At 64.6% G+C, this 15,520-nt stretch carries 12 protein-coding genes and 1 pseudogene; 5 read left to right on the top strand and 8 right to left on the bottom strand.

The features are described from left to right. The first annotated feature begins 296 nt into the window (after positions 1-296). Complete coding sequence (locus ABIA45_RS03060) at positions 297-4,385, top strand: VCBS domain-containing protein (protein ID WP_404651047.1); 4,089 nt, start codon at positions 297-299, stop codon at positions 4,383-4,385. A 21-nt stretch (positions 4,386-4,406) separates the two neighbouring features. Here the strand turns inward: ABIA45_RS03060 and ABIA45_RS03055 are convergent, their stop codons facing one another. From ABIA45_RS03055 to fliL, 5 genes are all read right to left on the bottom strand, one after another. After that, a complete protein-coding gene (locus tag ABIA45_RS03055) occupies positions 4,407-4,604 on the bottom strand; it encodes a hypothetical protein (RefSeq protein WP_157280801.1) in 198 nt (65 codons plus the stop codon). A 597-nt stretch (positions 4,605-5,201) separates the two neighbouring features. Continuing rightward, positions 5,202-5,963: a MotE family protein gene (locus ABIA45_RS03050; protein WP_036013086.1), complete on the bottom strand. Its 762-nt coding sequence runs from the start codon at positions 5,961-5,963 to the stop codon at positions 5,202-5,204. Positions 5,964-5,972: 9 nt separating this feature from the next. Then, on the bottom strand, positions 5,973-6,419 hold the full coding sequence (locus ABIA45_RS03045) for a DUF6468 domain-containing protein (RefSeq protein WP_128264478.1): 447 nt from the start codon (positions 6,417-6,419) through the stop codon (positions 5,973-5,975). Then, a complete protein-coding gene (gene fliM, locus ABIA45_RS03040; protein WP_404651046.1) occupies positions 6,416-7,618 on the bottom strand; it encodes a flagellar motor switch protein FliM in 1,203 nt (400 codons plus the stop codon). The genes ABIA45_RS03045 and fliM overlap by 4 nt, the downstream gene beginning before the upstream one ends. Positions 7,619-7,637: 19 nt before the next feature. Next, positions 7,638-8,135 carry a flagellar basal body-associated protein FliL gene (fliL, locus tag ABIA45_RS03035; RefSeq protein ID WP_157280803.1) on the bottom strand — a complete coding sequence of 166 codons (498 nt, stop codon included), beginning with the start codon at positions 8,133-8,135 and terminating at the stop codon, positions 7,638-7,640. 382 nt (positions 8,136-8,517) lie between these two features. Between fliL and flgF the strand changes: the two genes are divergently transcribed. From flgF to flgH, 4 genes are read left to right on the top strand one after another with little or no spacing between them, the layout of a single operon-like run. Beyond that, complete coding sequence (gene flgF, locus ABIA45_RS03030) at positions 8,518-9,279, top strand: flagellar basal-body rod protein FlgF (protein ID WP_128264476.1); 762 nt, start codon at positions 8,518-8,520, stop codon at positions 9,277-9,279. Between the two features lie 16 nt (positions 9,280-9,295). Then, a complete protein-coding gene (flgG, locus tag ABIA45_RS03025) occupies positions 9,296-10,084 on the top strand; it encodes a flagellar basal-body rod protein FlgG (protein ID WP_036013098.1) in 789 nt (262 codons plus the stop codon). A gap of 10 nt (positions 10,085-10,094) precedes the next feature. Further along, entirely contained in the window at positions 10,095-11,225 is a 1,131-nt protein-coding gene (gene flgA / locus ABIA45_RS03020; RefSeq protein ID WP_404651045.1) for a flagellar basal body P-ring formation chaperone FlgA, read from the top strand. Between the two features lie 4 nt (positions 11,226-11,229). Continuing rightward, a complete protein-coding gene (flgH, locus tag ABIA45_RS03015) occupies positions 11,230-11,994 on the top strand; it encodes a flagellar basal body L-ring protein FlgH (protein ID WP_404651044.1) in 765 nt (254 codons plus the stop codon). 134 nt (positions 11,995-12,128) lie between these two features. Here flgH and ABIA45_RS03010 read toward each other — a convergent pair whose 3' ends face one another. The 3 genes and pseudogenes from ABIA45_RS03010 to ABIA45_RS03000 all read right to left on the bottom strand — a co-directional run bounded on the left by ABIA45_RS03010 (position 12,129) and on the right by ABIA45_RS03000 (position 15,511). Next, the gene (locus ABIA45_RS03010) at positions 12,129-13,295 is read right to left on the bottom strand and encodes a PcfJ domain-containing protein (RefSeq protein ID WP_404651043.1); all 1,167 of its coding nucleotides are present in this window, start codon (positions 13,293-13,295) and stop codon (positions 12,129-12,131) included. Between the two features lie 322 nt (positions 13,296-13,617). Further along, positions 13,618-14,367, bottom strand: coding sequence for a 2-keto-4-pentenoate hydratase (locus tag ABIA45_RS03005; protein ID WP_404655604.1), 750 nt, complete (start codon positions 14,365-14,367; stop codon positions 13,618-13,620). Positions 14,368-14,481: 114 nt separating this feature from the next. Next, positions 14,482-15,511: pseudogene (locus ABIA45_RS03000) on the bottom strand (SDR family oxidoreductase). Positions 15,512-15,520 lie beyond the last annotated feature (9 nt).

Genomic DNA, 15,520 nt, shown 5'->3' with positions numbered 1-15,520 from the left:
CAAACATAATTCTTGTTTAATATGATTAATCGGCCTACTTTATCGCGGCGGTATGAAAACGCCACAAATTAAATACGTCTGGTTTCTCGATTTAATCACTTTGGCGGGAGGAAGGCGCGAATGGCGGCACGCGTTACCGTCGCCGCGCAATGCAACTCTCGATAGCAGATTTGATATTTCGGCGGGCATGCCATCGGCTGCCAGCGCCCAGGATATTTGTCCTTTGGCGAGGGCCGCCCCGAATAGACCACGGCAGCACGCCGAGCCTGAATCGATCACCCAGGCGAGGTCGAGCCATGTCAGCATCCGACATCCAGGTTGGTACCAGGCCCGCAATGGCCTCGCCCGTCCAAATCATCGGACATATTCAGACAGTGATTGGTTGCGGTACGCTTACGCGAGCCAGCGGCATCGCCACACAGGCCGTAGCTGGCGCGCCTGTCTATCGGACTGACGTGATAGAGACCGATGCCGACGGACAGATCACAGTTCGCTTCATCGACGGTACTTCCTTCGACATCTCCTGCGGCACTCGCGTCTCGCTGAGCGCATTCGTGTTCGAAGTCGAAGGCGAGCCATCGACGGCCCTCCTCGACCTGACCCGAAGGAGCTCCACTTCAGCACCAGGCCGGCCGGCAGAAGCCCGGTCTCACCAGACGAACACGTCAATTGCAGGCATTCGTGGCCGGAGTCACGCAGGCGGGTCCGGAATGTTGACGCTTGCAGCATTGACTTTCTCGCTCGGACGAAATGCCGAAGCCGCGGACCCGGACGTCACGCTCCTGGATGACGACTCCATCACTTACAAGGACCTTGCGCATGGTGCATTCGAGCTCGTAACCAAGGAGCGGATCCCGCGGCGCATCATCGTCGAAGATCCCGGCGAGACGATCGTGCTCAGGAAGGTGGGCTCCAGCATCAGTATCAATCAGGTCACGAACACGGCCGCTCGCATGGATGAGTTGCACGCCGCGCAACAGGACGTGCTCGCCAATCTCGAAGGACAGGGGCCGCATGGCTCAAGCACGCCTCCCTTCGTCAAAACCCAGTCGCTGCAGCCGATCAATTTCATTCAGCCGGATGCGCCCGCGCTGCAGAATTTGCTGGCGCCTGTGTCGCCATTCGTCATTCCCGTTTTCGACCCCATACCGCCGACACTCAGCACCGGAGCGGGGCCGACCGAGCTCGATACGGTGGTGTTTGATACATTCACTGCGACGAGCGGAATCTTCGCTGCCAGCAGCACCAGCGGCAGCGCCAAGCTGACCTTTGGCGTCATAGGGGCGACCGCCGGCGAGACGGTCCTCGGCGGGGTGACATACGACCTGTCAAAGCCCGGTCCGTACGGGACGCTCTACGTCAACAGTACGAGCGGCGCCTACACGTTCGTGCCTGACAGCATCGCGATCAACGCGCTGAAGGCGCCCACGACCGACAGTTTCGTCATCACGGTTTCCGATGGCCTCAGTTCTGCGAGTCAGACGTTCACAATCACCATCAACGGTGTCGACGACGCTGCAATCATCTCCGGCACCACGACCGGCTCGATCGTCGAGGCTGGCGGCATTGCCAATGGAACGCCCGGCACGCCGATTGCGACCGGCACGCTTTCCGATACCGACGTCGACGACCCACCAAATACGTTCACGGCCGTGAGTTCGCCAACGACGAGCACCGGCGGCTATGGCACCTTCACGATGACGGCTGCCGGCGTGTGGACCTACACCGTGGACAATTCGAACCTCGCAGTGCAGAGGCTCAATGCCGGCCAAACGCTGACCGACAGCTTCACGGTGACCACGATCGGAGGCACCCCCCAGGTAGTGACGATCACCATCCAGGGAGCCAGTGATGCAGCGGTCATCTCCGGCGACACGACCGGCGACGTCATCGAGGCTAGCGGCGTCGCCAATGCAAACCCCGGCACGCCCATCGCGACCGGCACCCTCTCCGACACCGACGTCGACACGACCGCAAATGCATTCACGGCCGTCGGCTCGCCAACGGCAAGCGCGGCCGGCTACGGCACGTTCACCATGACGGCAGCGGGCGTGTGGACCTACACGCTAGACAACGTCAGCAGTGCGGTGCAGGCCCTCAATGGCGGGCAGACACTGACCGACAGCTTTACGGTGACGACTCTGGACGGAACCGCCCAAGTGGTGACGATCACCATCCACGGCAGCAACGATGCTGCCGTGATTTCCGGCACAACCGCCGGATCGGTGACTGAGGCCGGAGGCGTCGCCAACGCGGCACCCGGCGCGCCGAGCGTAACGGGCTCGCTCGTTGCCGCCGACGTCGACAATGCGTCCAATACGTTCGCAGCGGTGAGTTCGCCCAAGGCAAGCACGGGTGGTTACGGTACCTATACGATCACCGCGGCCGGCGCGTGGACCTACATGCTCGACAATGCGAGCGGCGCGGTGCAGGCGCTGAATGTCGGGGACGCACTCACCGACAGTTTTACTGTCACGACCCTCGACGGCACGCCGCAGGTGGTGACGATCACCATTCACGGCAGCAACGACGCGGCCCTCATTTCCGGCACCACGACCGGCTCAGTGACCGAGGCAGGAACCTTCTCGCCCGGCGCTCCCATCGCGACTGGCACGCTGACCGATACCGACGTCGACAACGCGCCGAATACGTTCACCGCGATCTCTTCACCGACCGCGAGCGACGACGGATACGGCACCTTCACGATGACCGCAGCCGGCGCATGGACGTACACCCTCGACAACAACAACAGCGTGGTTGAGGCTCTCGATTCCGGCGACACCCTGACCGACACATTCACGGTGACCGCGATCGACGGTACCACGCAGACGGTGACCGTCGCCATTCATGGCGCCAGCGATGCTGACCCCAACGATTTTGACAACCTGGCCACCGGATCCGTCGTGATCTCCGATCCCCCGAACGTGTACGGAACTCCGGGGAGCGAAACCATCGCCGGTGGCGGCGACACGGGTCAGGTCATCTATGCGGGAGCCGGCAGTGATACGGTCAATGGGACCGGCAAGACGGACGTTCTCTATGGCGGCTCAGGCAATGACACGATCAAGGGCAACGATGGCAATGATGCCATCTACGGCGGCTCGGGAAACGATACGGTAAACGGCAACAACGGCGCCGATACCATAACCGGCGGATTTGGTGCGGACCAACTCACCGGCAGCAATGGCAACGATCGTTTCGCATATTTGTTCGTCGCCGATTCCCGCGCCGGTCAGTTCGACACCATCACCGACTTCGCATCGGGAGCGGACAGGATCGACCTGACCGCCTTTGGCGCGCTCGGGTTTGCCATCCTGGCGTTGAGCTCAACCAACACGACGGTGCCGCCACATACGATCGCCTGGATCTATGACAGCGCGTCGAACGAAACCATCGTGTACGTCAACTCAACGGACCAGACCCTGCACATCGGCGATTCCAGTCTGCTCGAAATCCATTTGCAGGGGATTGCAACCGTCGATGCCTCGGACTTCATCCTGGCGCCAGCGGCGCCTGTAGTGGCGGTCGCCAGCGAGCTGACCGACCTCACCGCAACCCTGCAGAGTGATGCGGCCGGGGTAATGACGATCACTTCCGAGATCTCGTCCGACTCCGGAAACGGCGACGGCACGCTCCTCGCAGAGAATCCGGACATCCAGTCAAGCGAGCCGCTCCACAACCTGGATACGCCTTCGGACCAGATCGAACTAACTGAATATTCGAGCATCTCCAGTTCGGACCCGATGCAAACGCCCTCGCCCGAAACACTCCGCATTGTTGCGGTAGCTCCTTCGGGCAGCGGACCGTCTACGATGTCGGAATACGTCGCCGCACCGACGGAGGCCAGTTTTGTGTTCGACCACCTGGCCGGTCCCGACACAGCATCCCTGGCCAAAAGTGGCGCGATTGCTGGGAGTGGCCACATGCCTGACATTGCCATCGCCGCGCTGAACTTTGATCAGAATGCCGCCGAGCAGCACGCCGGGCGCGGGCTTGCACCGGGGAACAATGCCGGGAATCACGGCGCCTCGTCTCAAGGAAACGCCGACGAGGCGGCTCATGCCCACGGTCGTGCCAACGATGGAATAGCAGAGACGACGCTCAATCCGAGCCTTCTGAAGTCGTCGAGCGGAGGCGCCAACCATTCACTTGCGAGCGAGACGCAGCAGCTCGGCGACTCATTCAAGTTCAAGGATAACGCTCCGCAGGGCTCACAGCAGAGCGTGGTGCCGGATCATCTAGACCTCGCCGGTCATCCCGGCCACGCTGGAGGATTCCACGGGCTCGAACTGGCGTTCACGCCTGAACCATCTCCGCCCGATGTTGATCCGCCTCACGGCCCAAGTCCGGCTCACGGCCACGGCTTGCACGATCTGGTCTTGTGACGCCCCGAGCCAATGGGCTCTTCAGTGTTGCTTCCCGGCGCCATCGGGCGCCGAGGAGCTCTCTTCGCCAAGAGAAGATTGATCATCGTTGCCGGCCTCGCCATCCGGCGGCGCGGCATGCTGATGGCTTAGCGCGGATGTCCATGCGGATGTCATCGCCGCTATGAGCATCCGGTTGACGGCCTCGATGACGCGTTCTGCTGCGGACGAGTAGTTCATGGCCTCCTCCTGCGCTGCCGACTGCGAATGACCGAAGCGTAGGACGGCGCCTTGAGCACCACTGTACGCCACTTCACACCTGCGCGCGTCAAGTCATCGCAGTCCCGGAGGATGCCGCCTGCCCCGGCTGCATCCGCCACGGGATTCTGATTTCCACCTTGACGAGTTGCTGAGCGCGCGCTCACAACCTTCGGCTCGTTGCGGTTCGCGCGCGACTCTGAATCAGATGTGAATCTCGGCGATGCAAATCGCATTGGTTAGCTCTGGGGGTAATCAATGAGCGGAGAAGCCGGTTGCATTGTGTGTAGCAGAGCAAGAGCGGTCGTCGCGATCGTCCCGATTGCCAGAGGATATGCCCTGAAGACATATGAATGTGCCTGTTGCCACAGCACCCTGCAGCTCGTGACCCGCGTCTCAAAGGCGGCGCTGATCAAGCAGCAGGTCAATATCCTCGCCCAGATGGAGCAGCAGTTGCGCCCGCCTGTTCGCAGGGTGCAACAGGCCTTCGCGAATTAGGCGCACGAGTCATTTCGCTGGGCTTCAGTCGAACGACCGCGCGACAGCGCGCGGATTGAAAGCGCGTTTCTCCTCGAGCCCTCAATTCGGCTTTTGCGTCGGCTTGCCGTCGATCTTGGGCAATTCGCCGGCCGAGGCGGACTGATCGCCGCCGCCATTGGCGCGGCGGGCCATCTCGACGGTCAGCCGCTCGGCGGCTTCCGATGACATCAGACCCAGGATGTCCGACATCTTGCGCGGCGCGATCGCCGAGGCGATCTCGATCAGCACGCCCATTTCGAGCCGGTCGAACACCCGCGCGGCATCCTTGGGCTTCATGCCCTCGTACATGGTCACGAGGCCCTTCATGCGCTGGGCTTCGGCGGCCTTTTGCTCGGCCTGGGTCGCGGAGATGCGGGTTTCCACCGCCTTCATCTCCTCGACCTTGGTCTCGATGCGCTTCTCGGCCGACTTGAGCAGGCTTTCGCGGATGTCGATCTCGCGCTGGCGCGCCTCGATCTCCTGCCGCCGCGCCTGCAACCGTTCCAGGATCGCGCGCTCCGCGGCCGAGACCTGCGGCTGCCCCTCGTCGATCTTGACGACGGTGCCACCCTCCATCTTGGTCTCGGGCGCTGCCGGCTTGGGTGCTTCCTTCGGCGCAGGGGTCGAGCCGGTGATGTCGGGATCCTCGCGGCCGGTCGGGAAATTCAGGTTCTCTTCCGCCCAGGATTTCTTGCCCTGGTTCGGCTTGTAGTCGAAGACATAGCCGCCGTTGATCGCAAGGCCCGCCACCTTCAGCGTGGCGAGGCCGGCGACGGCGACCAGGACGACCGGAATGACGCGGATGTTACGAAAGGATTTCATACCCAGGCTTCATGCGGCAAGGCCGTTGGATCGTCGGCGCTCGGAGAAAGCTTCGGCGGCGGCCGCCACCGCCTTCGCGGACGACGGCATGGGCGCGGGTGCGGCGACCGTCTCCGGATTGGTGACGGGACGCGCGGCGATCGCGATCTTGGACAGGCGCCGCACCACGTTGTCGGCCTCGCCGAGCTGCTTGTAGAGCTGATCCGACATCTGCGTCGCGGCGGCGAGCTGGCTGCCGAGGTTCTCGTTGACGTCGCGCACGGCGAGCTTCAGCCCGCCGATCGCGCGCTCGGCGATCTCGGTCGCGGTGATCAGCTCGGCGATGACGGCCTTCAGCGAATGCTCGTCCGCCTTCAGCCGCCTCAAGCGCTTGTTAAGCGTGACGCAGTAGACGATCGTCAGCATCAGCAGGATAGCCACCAGCGTCTCGATCGCCATTCCCAGGGAGTGGTTCATGGGGCCTCCATCATCTTGTTCTGCTCGTCCACCTTCTCGAACATCGCAAGTGTCGTACTTGGCTTGCGCAAGGGTTTCGTCACCCGGATCGCGACGCGGTCGCCGACCCGGCCCATCCGCCCCTCGGTCAGCGTGACGTTGCCGCAACGCACGGTGACGTTGGCATCGGCGCGCATGTCGAGCGGCAGCGTGTCGCCCACCTTGAGCCGCATCAGCTGCTTGAGCGGAATGTCGGCCTCGTAGAGCACGGCGTCGACCGCGATCTCGGCCTGCACGATCTCGGTGGCGAAGTGGCCCTCCCAGACCGGGTCGCGGCCGAACTTTTCGCCCATGAACATCTGGAGCAGGACGCCCCGGATCGGCTCGATGGTCGCGTAAGGCAGCAGCAGCTCGATGTTGCCGCCGCGGTCTTCCATGTCGATGCGCAGGCGCACCAGGATCGCGGCGTTGGCGGGACGGCTGATCGCGGCGAAACGCGGATTGGTCTCCAGCCGGTCGATCGAGAAGGTCACGGGCGACAGCGGCCGGAACGCCTGCTCGGCGTCGGCCAGCACCACCTCGACCAGCCGCTTGACCAGCTCGGTCTCGATCGTGGTGTAGGGCCGGCCCTCGATGCGCAGCTGGCTGGTGCCGCGGCGGCCGCCGAGCAGCACGTCGATCATCGAATAGATCAGGTTGGAATCGACCGTCGCCATGCCGAAGTTCTCCCACTCCTCGGCCTTGAAGACGGTGAGGACGGCGGGCAGCGGGATCGAGTTCATGTAGTCGCCGAAGCGCACCGAGGTGATGCGGTCGAGCGAGACTTCGACGTTGTCTGAGGTGAAATTGCGCAAGGAGGTCGTCATCAACCGCACCAGGCGGTCGAAGACGATTTCGAGCATCGGCAGGCGCTCGTAGGAGACCATCGCCGAATCGATGATCGCGCGAATGCCGGAATGGTCGTCGAGCGTGACGTCGCCGACGGTGAAGCCGAGGAGATTGTCGATCTCCTCCTGGGACAGCACCCGCTCGCCGGAGTTCTTGCCGGTGCCGAGATCGCGGCTGCCGTCCTCGACCATGGCGGCCCATTGCAGGGCCATGGTCTCCGATAGCTCGTTCTCGGCGGCAGCCTTTGCCGCCTCGGCGGGATCCTCGCTATCGAGCGAGGCCTCCCACTGGGCGGCAATTGCATCCTGGTCGACTTGGTCGTTGCCCGCCATGATCCCTAGCCCGTCATGCTCACTGGACCACGACTTCCTTGAACAGCACGGCGCTGACCTGGATCGGGGCGACCGCCGCGTTGACGCGCTTGGTCAGCTCCTCCTTGAGGCGGAAGATGCCGGCCGAACCGTTGAGGTCGGACGGGCGCAGCTCGCGCACATAGGTCTGGAAGATGTCGGTGACGCGCGGCATCGTCGGCTTGATCGCCTCGATCTGCTTCTCTTCCTTCAGCTCCAGCACGATCTTCAACCGCAGATATTGCACGCGCTCGCCGGGCGAGCCGGCGAGGTTGACCATGAGGTCGGGAACGTCGACGAAAGCCGGCGGCTTCGGCGGCGGCGCGGCCTCGGCATGATGCTCGGCATCGCCATGACGGAAGAAGAAGAACCAGGTCGCAGCACCGCCGCCGAGCACGGCGAGCACACCGACGACCATGATGATGAGCTTGAGCTTGTTCTTCGGCGGAGCGGCTTCCGCGCCCTCGGCGGCTGCGCCGCCTTCCTCATTCTCTGCCATGGTTGCCGCGCCCGGTTATCTCTCAAAGGGGTCGAAAGAGCGAAGCCTCCTGGCAGACAATGACGCGATACGAATGCCCCAGCGCAATGCGCTCCTCTGATGCGCAAACGCTACGGTAATAATGGTTAACGGAATCTTTCGATTGGGCCGCCGCTAGGAAAAATCTGCCGGGCAAACATGGCTAACAGAACCTTTCTGCCGCCTGCTCCCGCCCCTCGAAAGGCGCCAACACATTGAAGTTACGTGATTTTCCTGATTGGCACGGCTTTCGCTGAGAGAGGCCCGAGACCTCACGGCTTGGGAGAGCCCGACGGTCTCGGTCACGGGGTCCGCCAGGCGCTTGGGAGAGCGAAATGGCAGATCCGCTCAGGGGAGATTTCCGATGCAGAACGCGCGTCTGATCGGCTTGTCACGGCAGATGACGTTGGAGCGGCAGATGGATGTCATCGCCAACAACGTCGCCAATGCCAACACCAACGGCTTCAAGTCCGACCATTCGCTGTTCGAGGAATATCTGAACTCGAACGCGCGTGAGGACAATTTCATCGGCCGCGACCGCCGGGTCTCCTATGTCCAGGACCGCGGCACGTTCCGCAACATCAGCCAGGGGCCGCTGGAGCCGACCAACAATCCGCTCGACATGGCGATCAACGGCGGCGCCTATTTCGCGGTGCAGGCCAACGGCGGCGAGTTTTATACCCGCGACGGCAAGTTCTCGCTCAACAGCACCGGCCAGCTCGTCACTGCCGACGGCAATCTCGTGCTCGGCAATGCCGGCCCGATCACCTTTCAGCCGACCGACCACGACATCAACGTCGCGCCCGACGGCACCGTCACGGTGCTCGAGGGCACGGCGCGGACCGACTCGATCCGCGGCAAGATCCGCATGGTCTCGTTCGACGATCCGGCCAAGCTGACCAAGCTCGGCGCCAATCTCTATGCCGCCGGCTCGGCGAACCAGCAGCCCGACACCAAATCCACCCTGCAGCAGGGCTATGTCGAGAAGTCGAACGTGAATGCGGTCGGCGAGATGACCCGCATGGTCGAGGTGATGCGCAGCTACGCCGCGGTTGCCAACCTGCTGCAGCAGCAGAGCGACCTCCACAAATCGGCGATCGAGAAGCTCGCCGACGTTCCGGCCTGATTGAAGGAGAACTGAGATGCAGGCGCTTCACACCGCAGCGACCGGAATGGCGGCACAGGAACTCAACGTTCAGGTGATCTCCAACAACATCGCCAACCTCCGCACCACCGGCTTCAAGAAGCAGACGGCGGCGTTCCAGGACCTGATCTACGAGCACGTCCGCCGCGTCGGCGCCCAGTCGTCGGACCAGGGCACCATCCTGCCTGTCGGCGTCGACATCGGCGGCGGCGTCAAGACCGTCGGCACGCCGCGCAGCATGACGCAAGGCACGCTGTCGCAGACCGGCAACGACCTCGATCTCGCCATCTCGGGCGAGGGCTTCTTCAAGATCCTGATGCCCGACGGCACCTTCCAGTACACCCGCGACGGCACCTTCCAGATGGACAATCAGGGCCGCGTCGTCACCGCGCAGGGCAATCCGGTGCAGCCCACTATCACCATTCCCAACAACGCCTCGGGCATCTCCGTGAGCGAGCAGGGCCAGGTCTCGGTGACGTTGCCGGGCTCAACCACCTCCTCGATCGTCGGCCAGATCGGCGTCACGCGCTTCATCAACAAGGCGGGCCTGCAGCCGGTCGGCAACAACCAGTTCACCGAGACGCCCTCGTCCGGTGCGCCGCAGGACGGCACCGCGAACACAGAAGGTTACGGCAAGCTCACGCAAGGAAGCCTCGAGCAGGCCAATGTCGACGTCGTCTCGGAGATGAGCGACCTGATCGCCGCCCAGCGCGCCTACGAGATGAACGCCAAGGTGATCAGCGCCGCCGACCAGATGATGCAATCGACCACGGCGCTGTTCCGCTGAGGTGATGACGATGATCCGCGCCACCCTCGCCGCCATCTGCACCCTTCTTGCGCTGGCCTTGCCGGCAGCGGCCGCCAACGATTTCATCGCCGCGCCGACGCTGCGCGCAAGCGTCACGGTGACCTCGGACGTGGTGCGGATCGGCGATCTCATCGACAACGCCGGATCGGCTGCGCTGATCCCGGTCTACCGCTCGCCCGATCTCGGCACCACCGGCACCCTGACGGTCGGCCAGGTGCTGTCGGTGCTGCGGGCCAAACAGGTGATCGGCGTCATGACCGGGGACATCAAGGAGGTCCAGGTCACCCGCCTCGCCCGCACGCTCGCGAGCAAGGATATCGAGAACGCGGTCGCCGCGGCGCTCGAGCGCCGCTTCGGCCTCGCAGACGCCGCCAACATCACCATCACGTTCGACCGCAGCGTCGCCGAGATGCGGCTGGACGCCTCCAACAGCGGCGCGCTGCAGCCGGTCGCAACCCGCTATGATGCCCGCAGCGGCCGTTTCGACATCGCCTTCGAGATCGCCAACGACGGCAACGCCGCGCCGACCAAGCTGCGCTTCACGGGCACCGCGATCGAGACGGTGGAGGTGGCCGTGCTGACGCGTGACATCGACCGCACCGAGTTGCTGAAATCCTCCGATCTGTCGTTGGAGCGCCGGCCGAAGGCCGAGGTCGCCGGCGAGCCGGCCTCGCGCGACCGCAGCATCGGCATGCAGCTGCGCCGAGCAACGCGCGCGGGCACGCCGATCCGCGCCGCCGACCTCGTCAAGCCCGACTTCGTGGTGCGCGATCAGGCCGTCACCATCATCTACCAGGTGCCCGGCCTCTATCTCACCACGCGCGGCAAGGCGATCGAGAGCGGCGCCGAGGGCGACACCATCAGCGTGCTCAATCTGCATTCCAAGCGCACGTTGACCGGGGTCATCACCGGCCGCGGCCAGGTGACCGTCCAGGGCGCCAGCCAGTCCGCGCCGATGGCGCCGGTGGTCGAGCAGACCTCGTCGGTCAAGCGCGACGAAGCGCCGGCGGCCGCGGCCCTGGCGCAGAGCCTGGTCCAGGCGCCCGCGTCCGCAGCCGAGATCGCCCAAGCCCGGATTCCGCAAGTTCGTCTCTCGCAAGCTCCAGCCAAGTCAGAGTAGATTCATGTCCACGTTCAGTTCGGCCTCCCGCCTTCGTCGCATCGCGATCTCTGCCCTGCTGCTGGCGAGTTGCACCTTGGCGAGCGGCTGCTCCTCGATCGACCGCCTGTCGCAGATCGGTGAACAGCCGAAGCTGTCGGCCATCGACAATCCGACCGCGCAGCCCGGCTACAAGCCGGTGCAGATGCCGATGCCCAAGCCCGAGGTCGCCTCCTACAATCCGAACTCGCTGTGGCGCAACGGCAGCCGCGCCTTCTTCAAGGACCAGCGCGCCCGCCAGGTAGGCGATCTCCTGACCGTGACCGTGAACATCACCGACAAGGCCAACATCGAGAACGACACCTCGCGCAGCCGCTCCAACAAGGAAGATTCGGGAATCACCAACTTCATTGGCGCCCAAACCATCACCCAGGCCAACAAGATCCTGCCGGGCCGCGTCCTGACCGCCGACTCGACCTCGTCGAGCGAGGGCAAGGGCAGCGTCGACCGCAAGGAAGCCCTGCAGACCAACGTCGCCGCAGTGGTGACGCAGGTGCTGCCGAACGGCAACCTGGTCGTCGAAGGCAAGCAGGAGATCCGCGTCAACTTCGAAATCCGCGAGCTGATCGTCGCCGGCATCGTCCGCCCCGAAGACATCCAGAGCGACAACACCATCGACTCCACCAAGATCGCCCAGGCCCGCATCGCCTATGGCGGCCGCGGCCAGATCACCGACGTGCAGCAGCCGCGCTACGGCCAGCAGGTCATGGACGTGCTGCTGCCCTTCTAAGCCCCTTCAAGAGCTCCCACATCGTGCTCGCGAACTAAAGGCGCGAACGACGATGTACGACGCGGCCCTCGCTAGCTCCCCTGGCGAGGGCCGCATGTATTTTGCCTGCGCCGCCGAAACGGCGCAGGCTTCTCTCACAGCAGCATGATCCCGCGTGCTTGCGCCCATCGCTGGAGGATCTTGCACTCCTCGGCAAGCGGCGGGCGGTTCGCAAACCCGCGAACCTGAACCGCCCTGGAACGGGTATCAAGCTCGATGGTCAGCAGCCGCTGGACGTCACCCGAGGCACGGCGACGGAGCGACCAGATCGAGGCATGCCCGGCAATGCACTTCGTCGCGTAAGTGGCGACGCAGTGACGCATGCTGCGCGTCTCAGCCACGAGATCGGCTGCCGTCCTCAACTGGACCACAACATATTCTTCGCGCTTGGCCCGGTCCTTGGACGACTTGGTCCATGACCAGTCCGCGATCGCTGCACCGAGCCAACGGTCCTCGCTCTGCTCGGGGCCTGCTGCCAGCCCCCGCGCACGGTTTCGCGCCGCCTCGGCGCGACGGCGTGCGGCCTCGATACGAGCAATCGCATCAAGATCGCGATGCCATTCGCGCATCTGCCGCCCAAGGGAGACCAGAGAACGCCCCTTGAGGGTGTACTCGGGATCTCGCCGGTGGCAATCGGCGAGGTAATCATGGAAGTCATCCATGTCCTCGACCGTGGTGGGATGCGCGCAGAAGAAGCGCACCACCTCGCGCCAGAAGCGATGCTGAGCGCGCTGCGTCTGCGTGATCCTGGTGCGCGCGATCCGCATCGCAACAGCGGGATCGGTCGCATAGGAACGCGCAATCGCCTGCCAGATCGCAGCTTCGAAGCCGACCTTCCCGAACGGATTGAGGAAGGCATGGACCTCCTTGCGAGACAGCCATTCGGCCGCACCGGCAGCGTAGAGCGAACCGCCGCCGGCCGCCGCGATGTACCAGCGCTTGCGCAAGTGGATCTCGTCGGCGCCCAGTCCCGCGCCGTCGATCCAGATCTGCTCCAGATGTTCGGCAACGGGATAGCGCGCAAAGAGATAGCGAGCCGCGGCAAGACGAAGACGCGCGGCATCGCGAGTCTTCATTCGCGGCTGCCAGGCCTCGGCATCGCGCACGATGTCTGCCTCGAAGCCACGCCTGGCCTCTTTGATCGCGTTCTCGAAATCCGGTGGAGGACGTGTCCGCTGCGACACATGCCGCAGCGACAGCTCGTAGGCTTCAACCCGCGTGCGCTCGGCCTCCCGCCGGCGCTGAATCAATGACTGTGCCATTGTCGTTCAACATGATTGGATGACTGTCAGCCGGACGCACTGAGAGCGTCGGCACGGAATGTGTCGATCGCCACAACGTACGCACGGCTGGTCTCCTCATTGTTGAACACGCAGGTTGAATGGGACGGGGCTCATAGACCCGATCGCCAGTGGGCGCAAGATGTCTCTGCTGATGGAGCCAGAAGCTGAACATCACGAGCGAAGCTCGCGACATTTTGGCAACGCAGCGACGTCACACGCCGTCATTGCGACGCGCAGCGACTAGCCCGCCGAAGCCTTGGCTGCTCACAATGACGGAGAGTGCCGATGTGCCCCTGCCCCCTCACGTAAACTCCGCCTCCACCACGCCGAGCCCGTCCAGCTCCATCCGCACCTTGTCGCCGGCCTTCAGCCACAGCGTCTTCACCAGGCTGCCGGTGAGCACGAGCTGCCCCGCGTGCAGCCCCTTGTCCTCGGCGGCGAGATGGTTGGCGAGCCAGGCGAGTGCGTTATGGGGATGGCCGAGCACGTCGGCGCCGGTGCCGTGGCTGACCTCCTCGCCGTTGACGATGGCGCGGCCTTTGACCGCCTTCAGGTCCGGCACCGACGAGCGCGGGACCGATGGGCCCAGCACGCAGCCAGCGGCGAAGAAATCGTCGGCGATCAAGGTCGGCGCGCCCATCGTCTCCCATTTCACGTAGCGATCGTCGACGATCTCGATCGCGGGATGATAGGACTCGACCGCCTCGCCGACCCATTCGGCCGTGAACGGCGCCTCGCCGGCGGCAAGGTCCCGCTTCAGCCGCACCGCGATCTCGCATTCGACCCCGACCCGGACATAATTGGAGGCGGCGAGCTTGGCGCCGCTCTCATGGACGCCCTTCTGGAACACGCCGCCGCCGCAGGGGTGCGGGATGCCGATATAGTCCTGCATCACTTGGCTGGTGCAGCCGATCTTGTAGCCGACGAGCGGCCCGACATGCGGCAGCAGCAGATCGTGCAGGGCGCGCTGGACCTGATAACCCTCGGCTTCGTCCGCAGGAGGCCGCTCCAGCGCCGCGAGCGGGGCATGGTTGCGGCGCGCCAGCGCGATCGCCTTTGCGGCTTGGAGAAATCTTGTCCATCGGCGCCGCCTCCCACGCTACGCAGTCGCAGGGCGGCACTTCAGCATCCCCGCTCCGGCCTGACAAGCGCGAGTGGCATGCCCTCACCCCTTGACGAGGCCGAGCCGGATCAGGCCCTCGGCGGTCGCAAGGATCGCCTCCTCGTTGGAGCGGGCCTGCCAGCCGAGCAGCGAGCGCGCCTTGGCGCTGGTGGAATGCCTGACCTTTCCGAGCATCGGCACGACCGCACGCAGCAGCGGAATCTGGCGCGCGGCCAGCCGCACCAGCCAGTCCGGCGCTTGAAGCCGCGGAACCCGGCGCGCCCGGGGCCCGAGTTCCCGCCGCAGCACGCGGGCGATGTCGAGGATCGACATCGTCTCGCCGGCGACCGCGATGAAACGCTCGTTCTTCGCCTCCGGCGCAGTCATCGCCCGCAGGTGCAGCTCCGCGACGTCGCGGACGTCGACCACGCCGAGATAGACCCGCGGCACGGCCGGCATGGCGCCGTCGAGCAGCGATCTGACGATCTCGATCGAGCCGGAAAAGTCCGGTCCCAGCACGGGCCCGAAAATGCCGGCGGGGTTGATCACCGACAGCTCCAGCCCATCCCCCTCGCGCGCGACGAAATCCCAAGCCGCCCGCTCGGCCAGCGTCTTGGACTTGACGTAGGGTTGGCCGTCGACACCAGCGAGATTGGTCCATTCGGTCTCGTCGAACGGCTTGTCGCGCGGCGGATGACCGTAGCCGATCGCGCCCAGCGACGAGGTGACGACGACCCTCCTGACGCCGGCCGCGCGCGCGGCCCGGAGCACCCGGAGCGTTCCGTCGCGGGCCGGGATGATCATCTCGTTCTCGTCCGTCGGGACGGTGGTCGAGAGCGGGGACGCCACGTGGAGAACGTAGTCGCAGCCCGCGACCGCCGCCGCCCAGCCGTCGTCCCGGGTCAGATCGGCGGTGACGAAGGCCACGCTCTCGGGCGTCGCCGCCCCGCCCTCGCGCAGCATGGCGAGCGACATCGGCCTGGCGCTCCGGCCGGCGCACCGTCGTCCGCACGGCATGGCCGGCGGCCAGAAGTTGCAGGACGACATGGATGCCGACGAAGCCAGACCCGCCGGTGACCAGAACAGTGCTCATGACCCGCTT

This window comes from Bradyrhizobium sp. USDA 336, assembly GCF_044908355.1.
Lineage (GTDB): Bacteria > Pseudomonadota > Alphaproteobacteria > Rhizobiales > Xanthobacteraceae > Bradyrhizobium > Bradyrhizobium yuanmingense.
The sequence above is the reverse complement of the archived record's forward strand: the minus strand, read 5'-3'. Positions and strand labels throughout refer to the sequence as shown.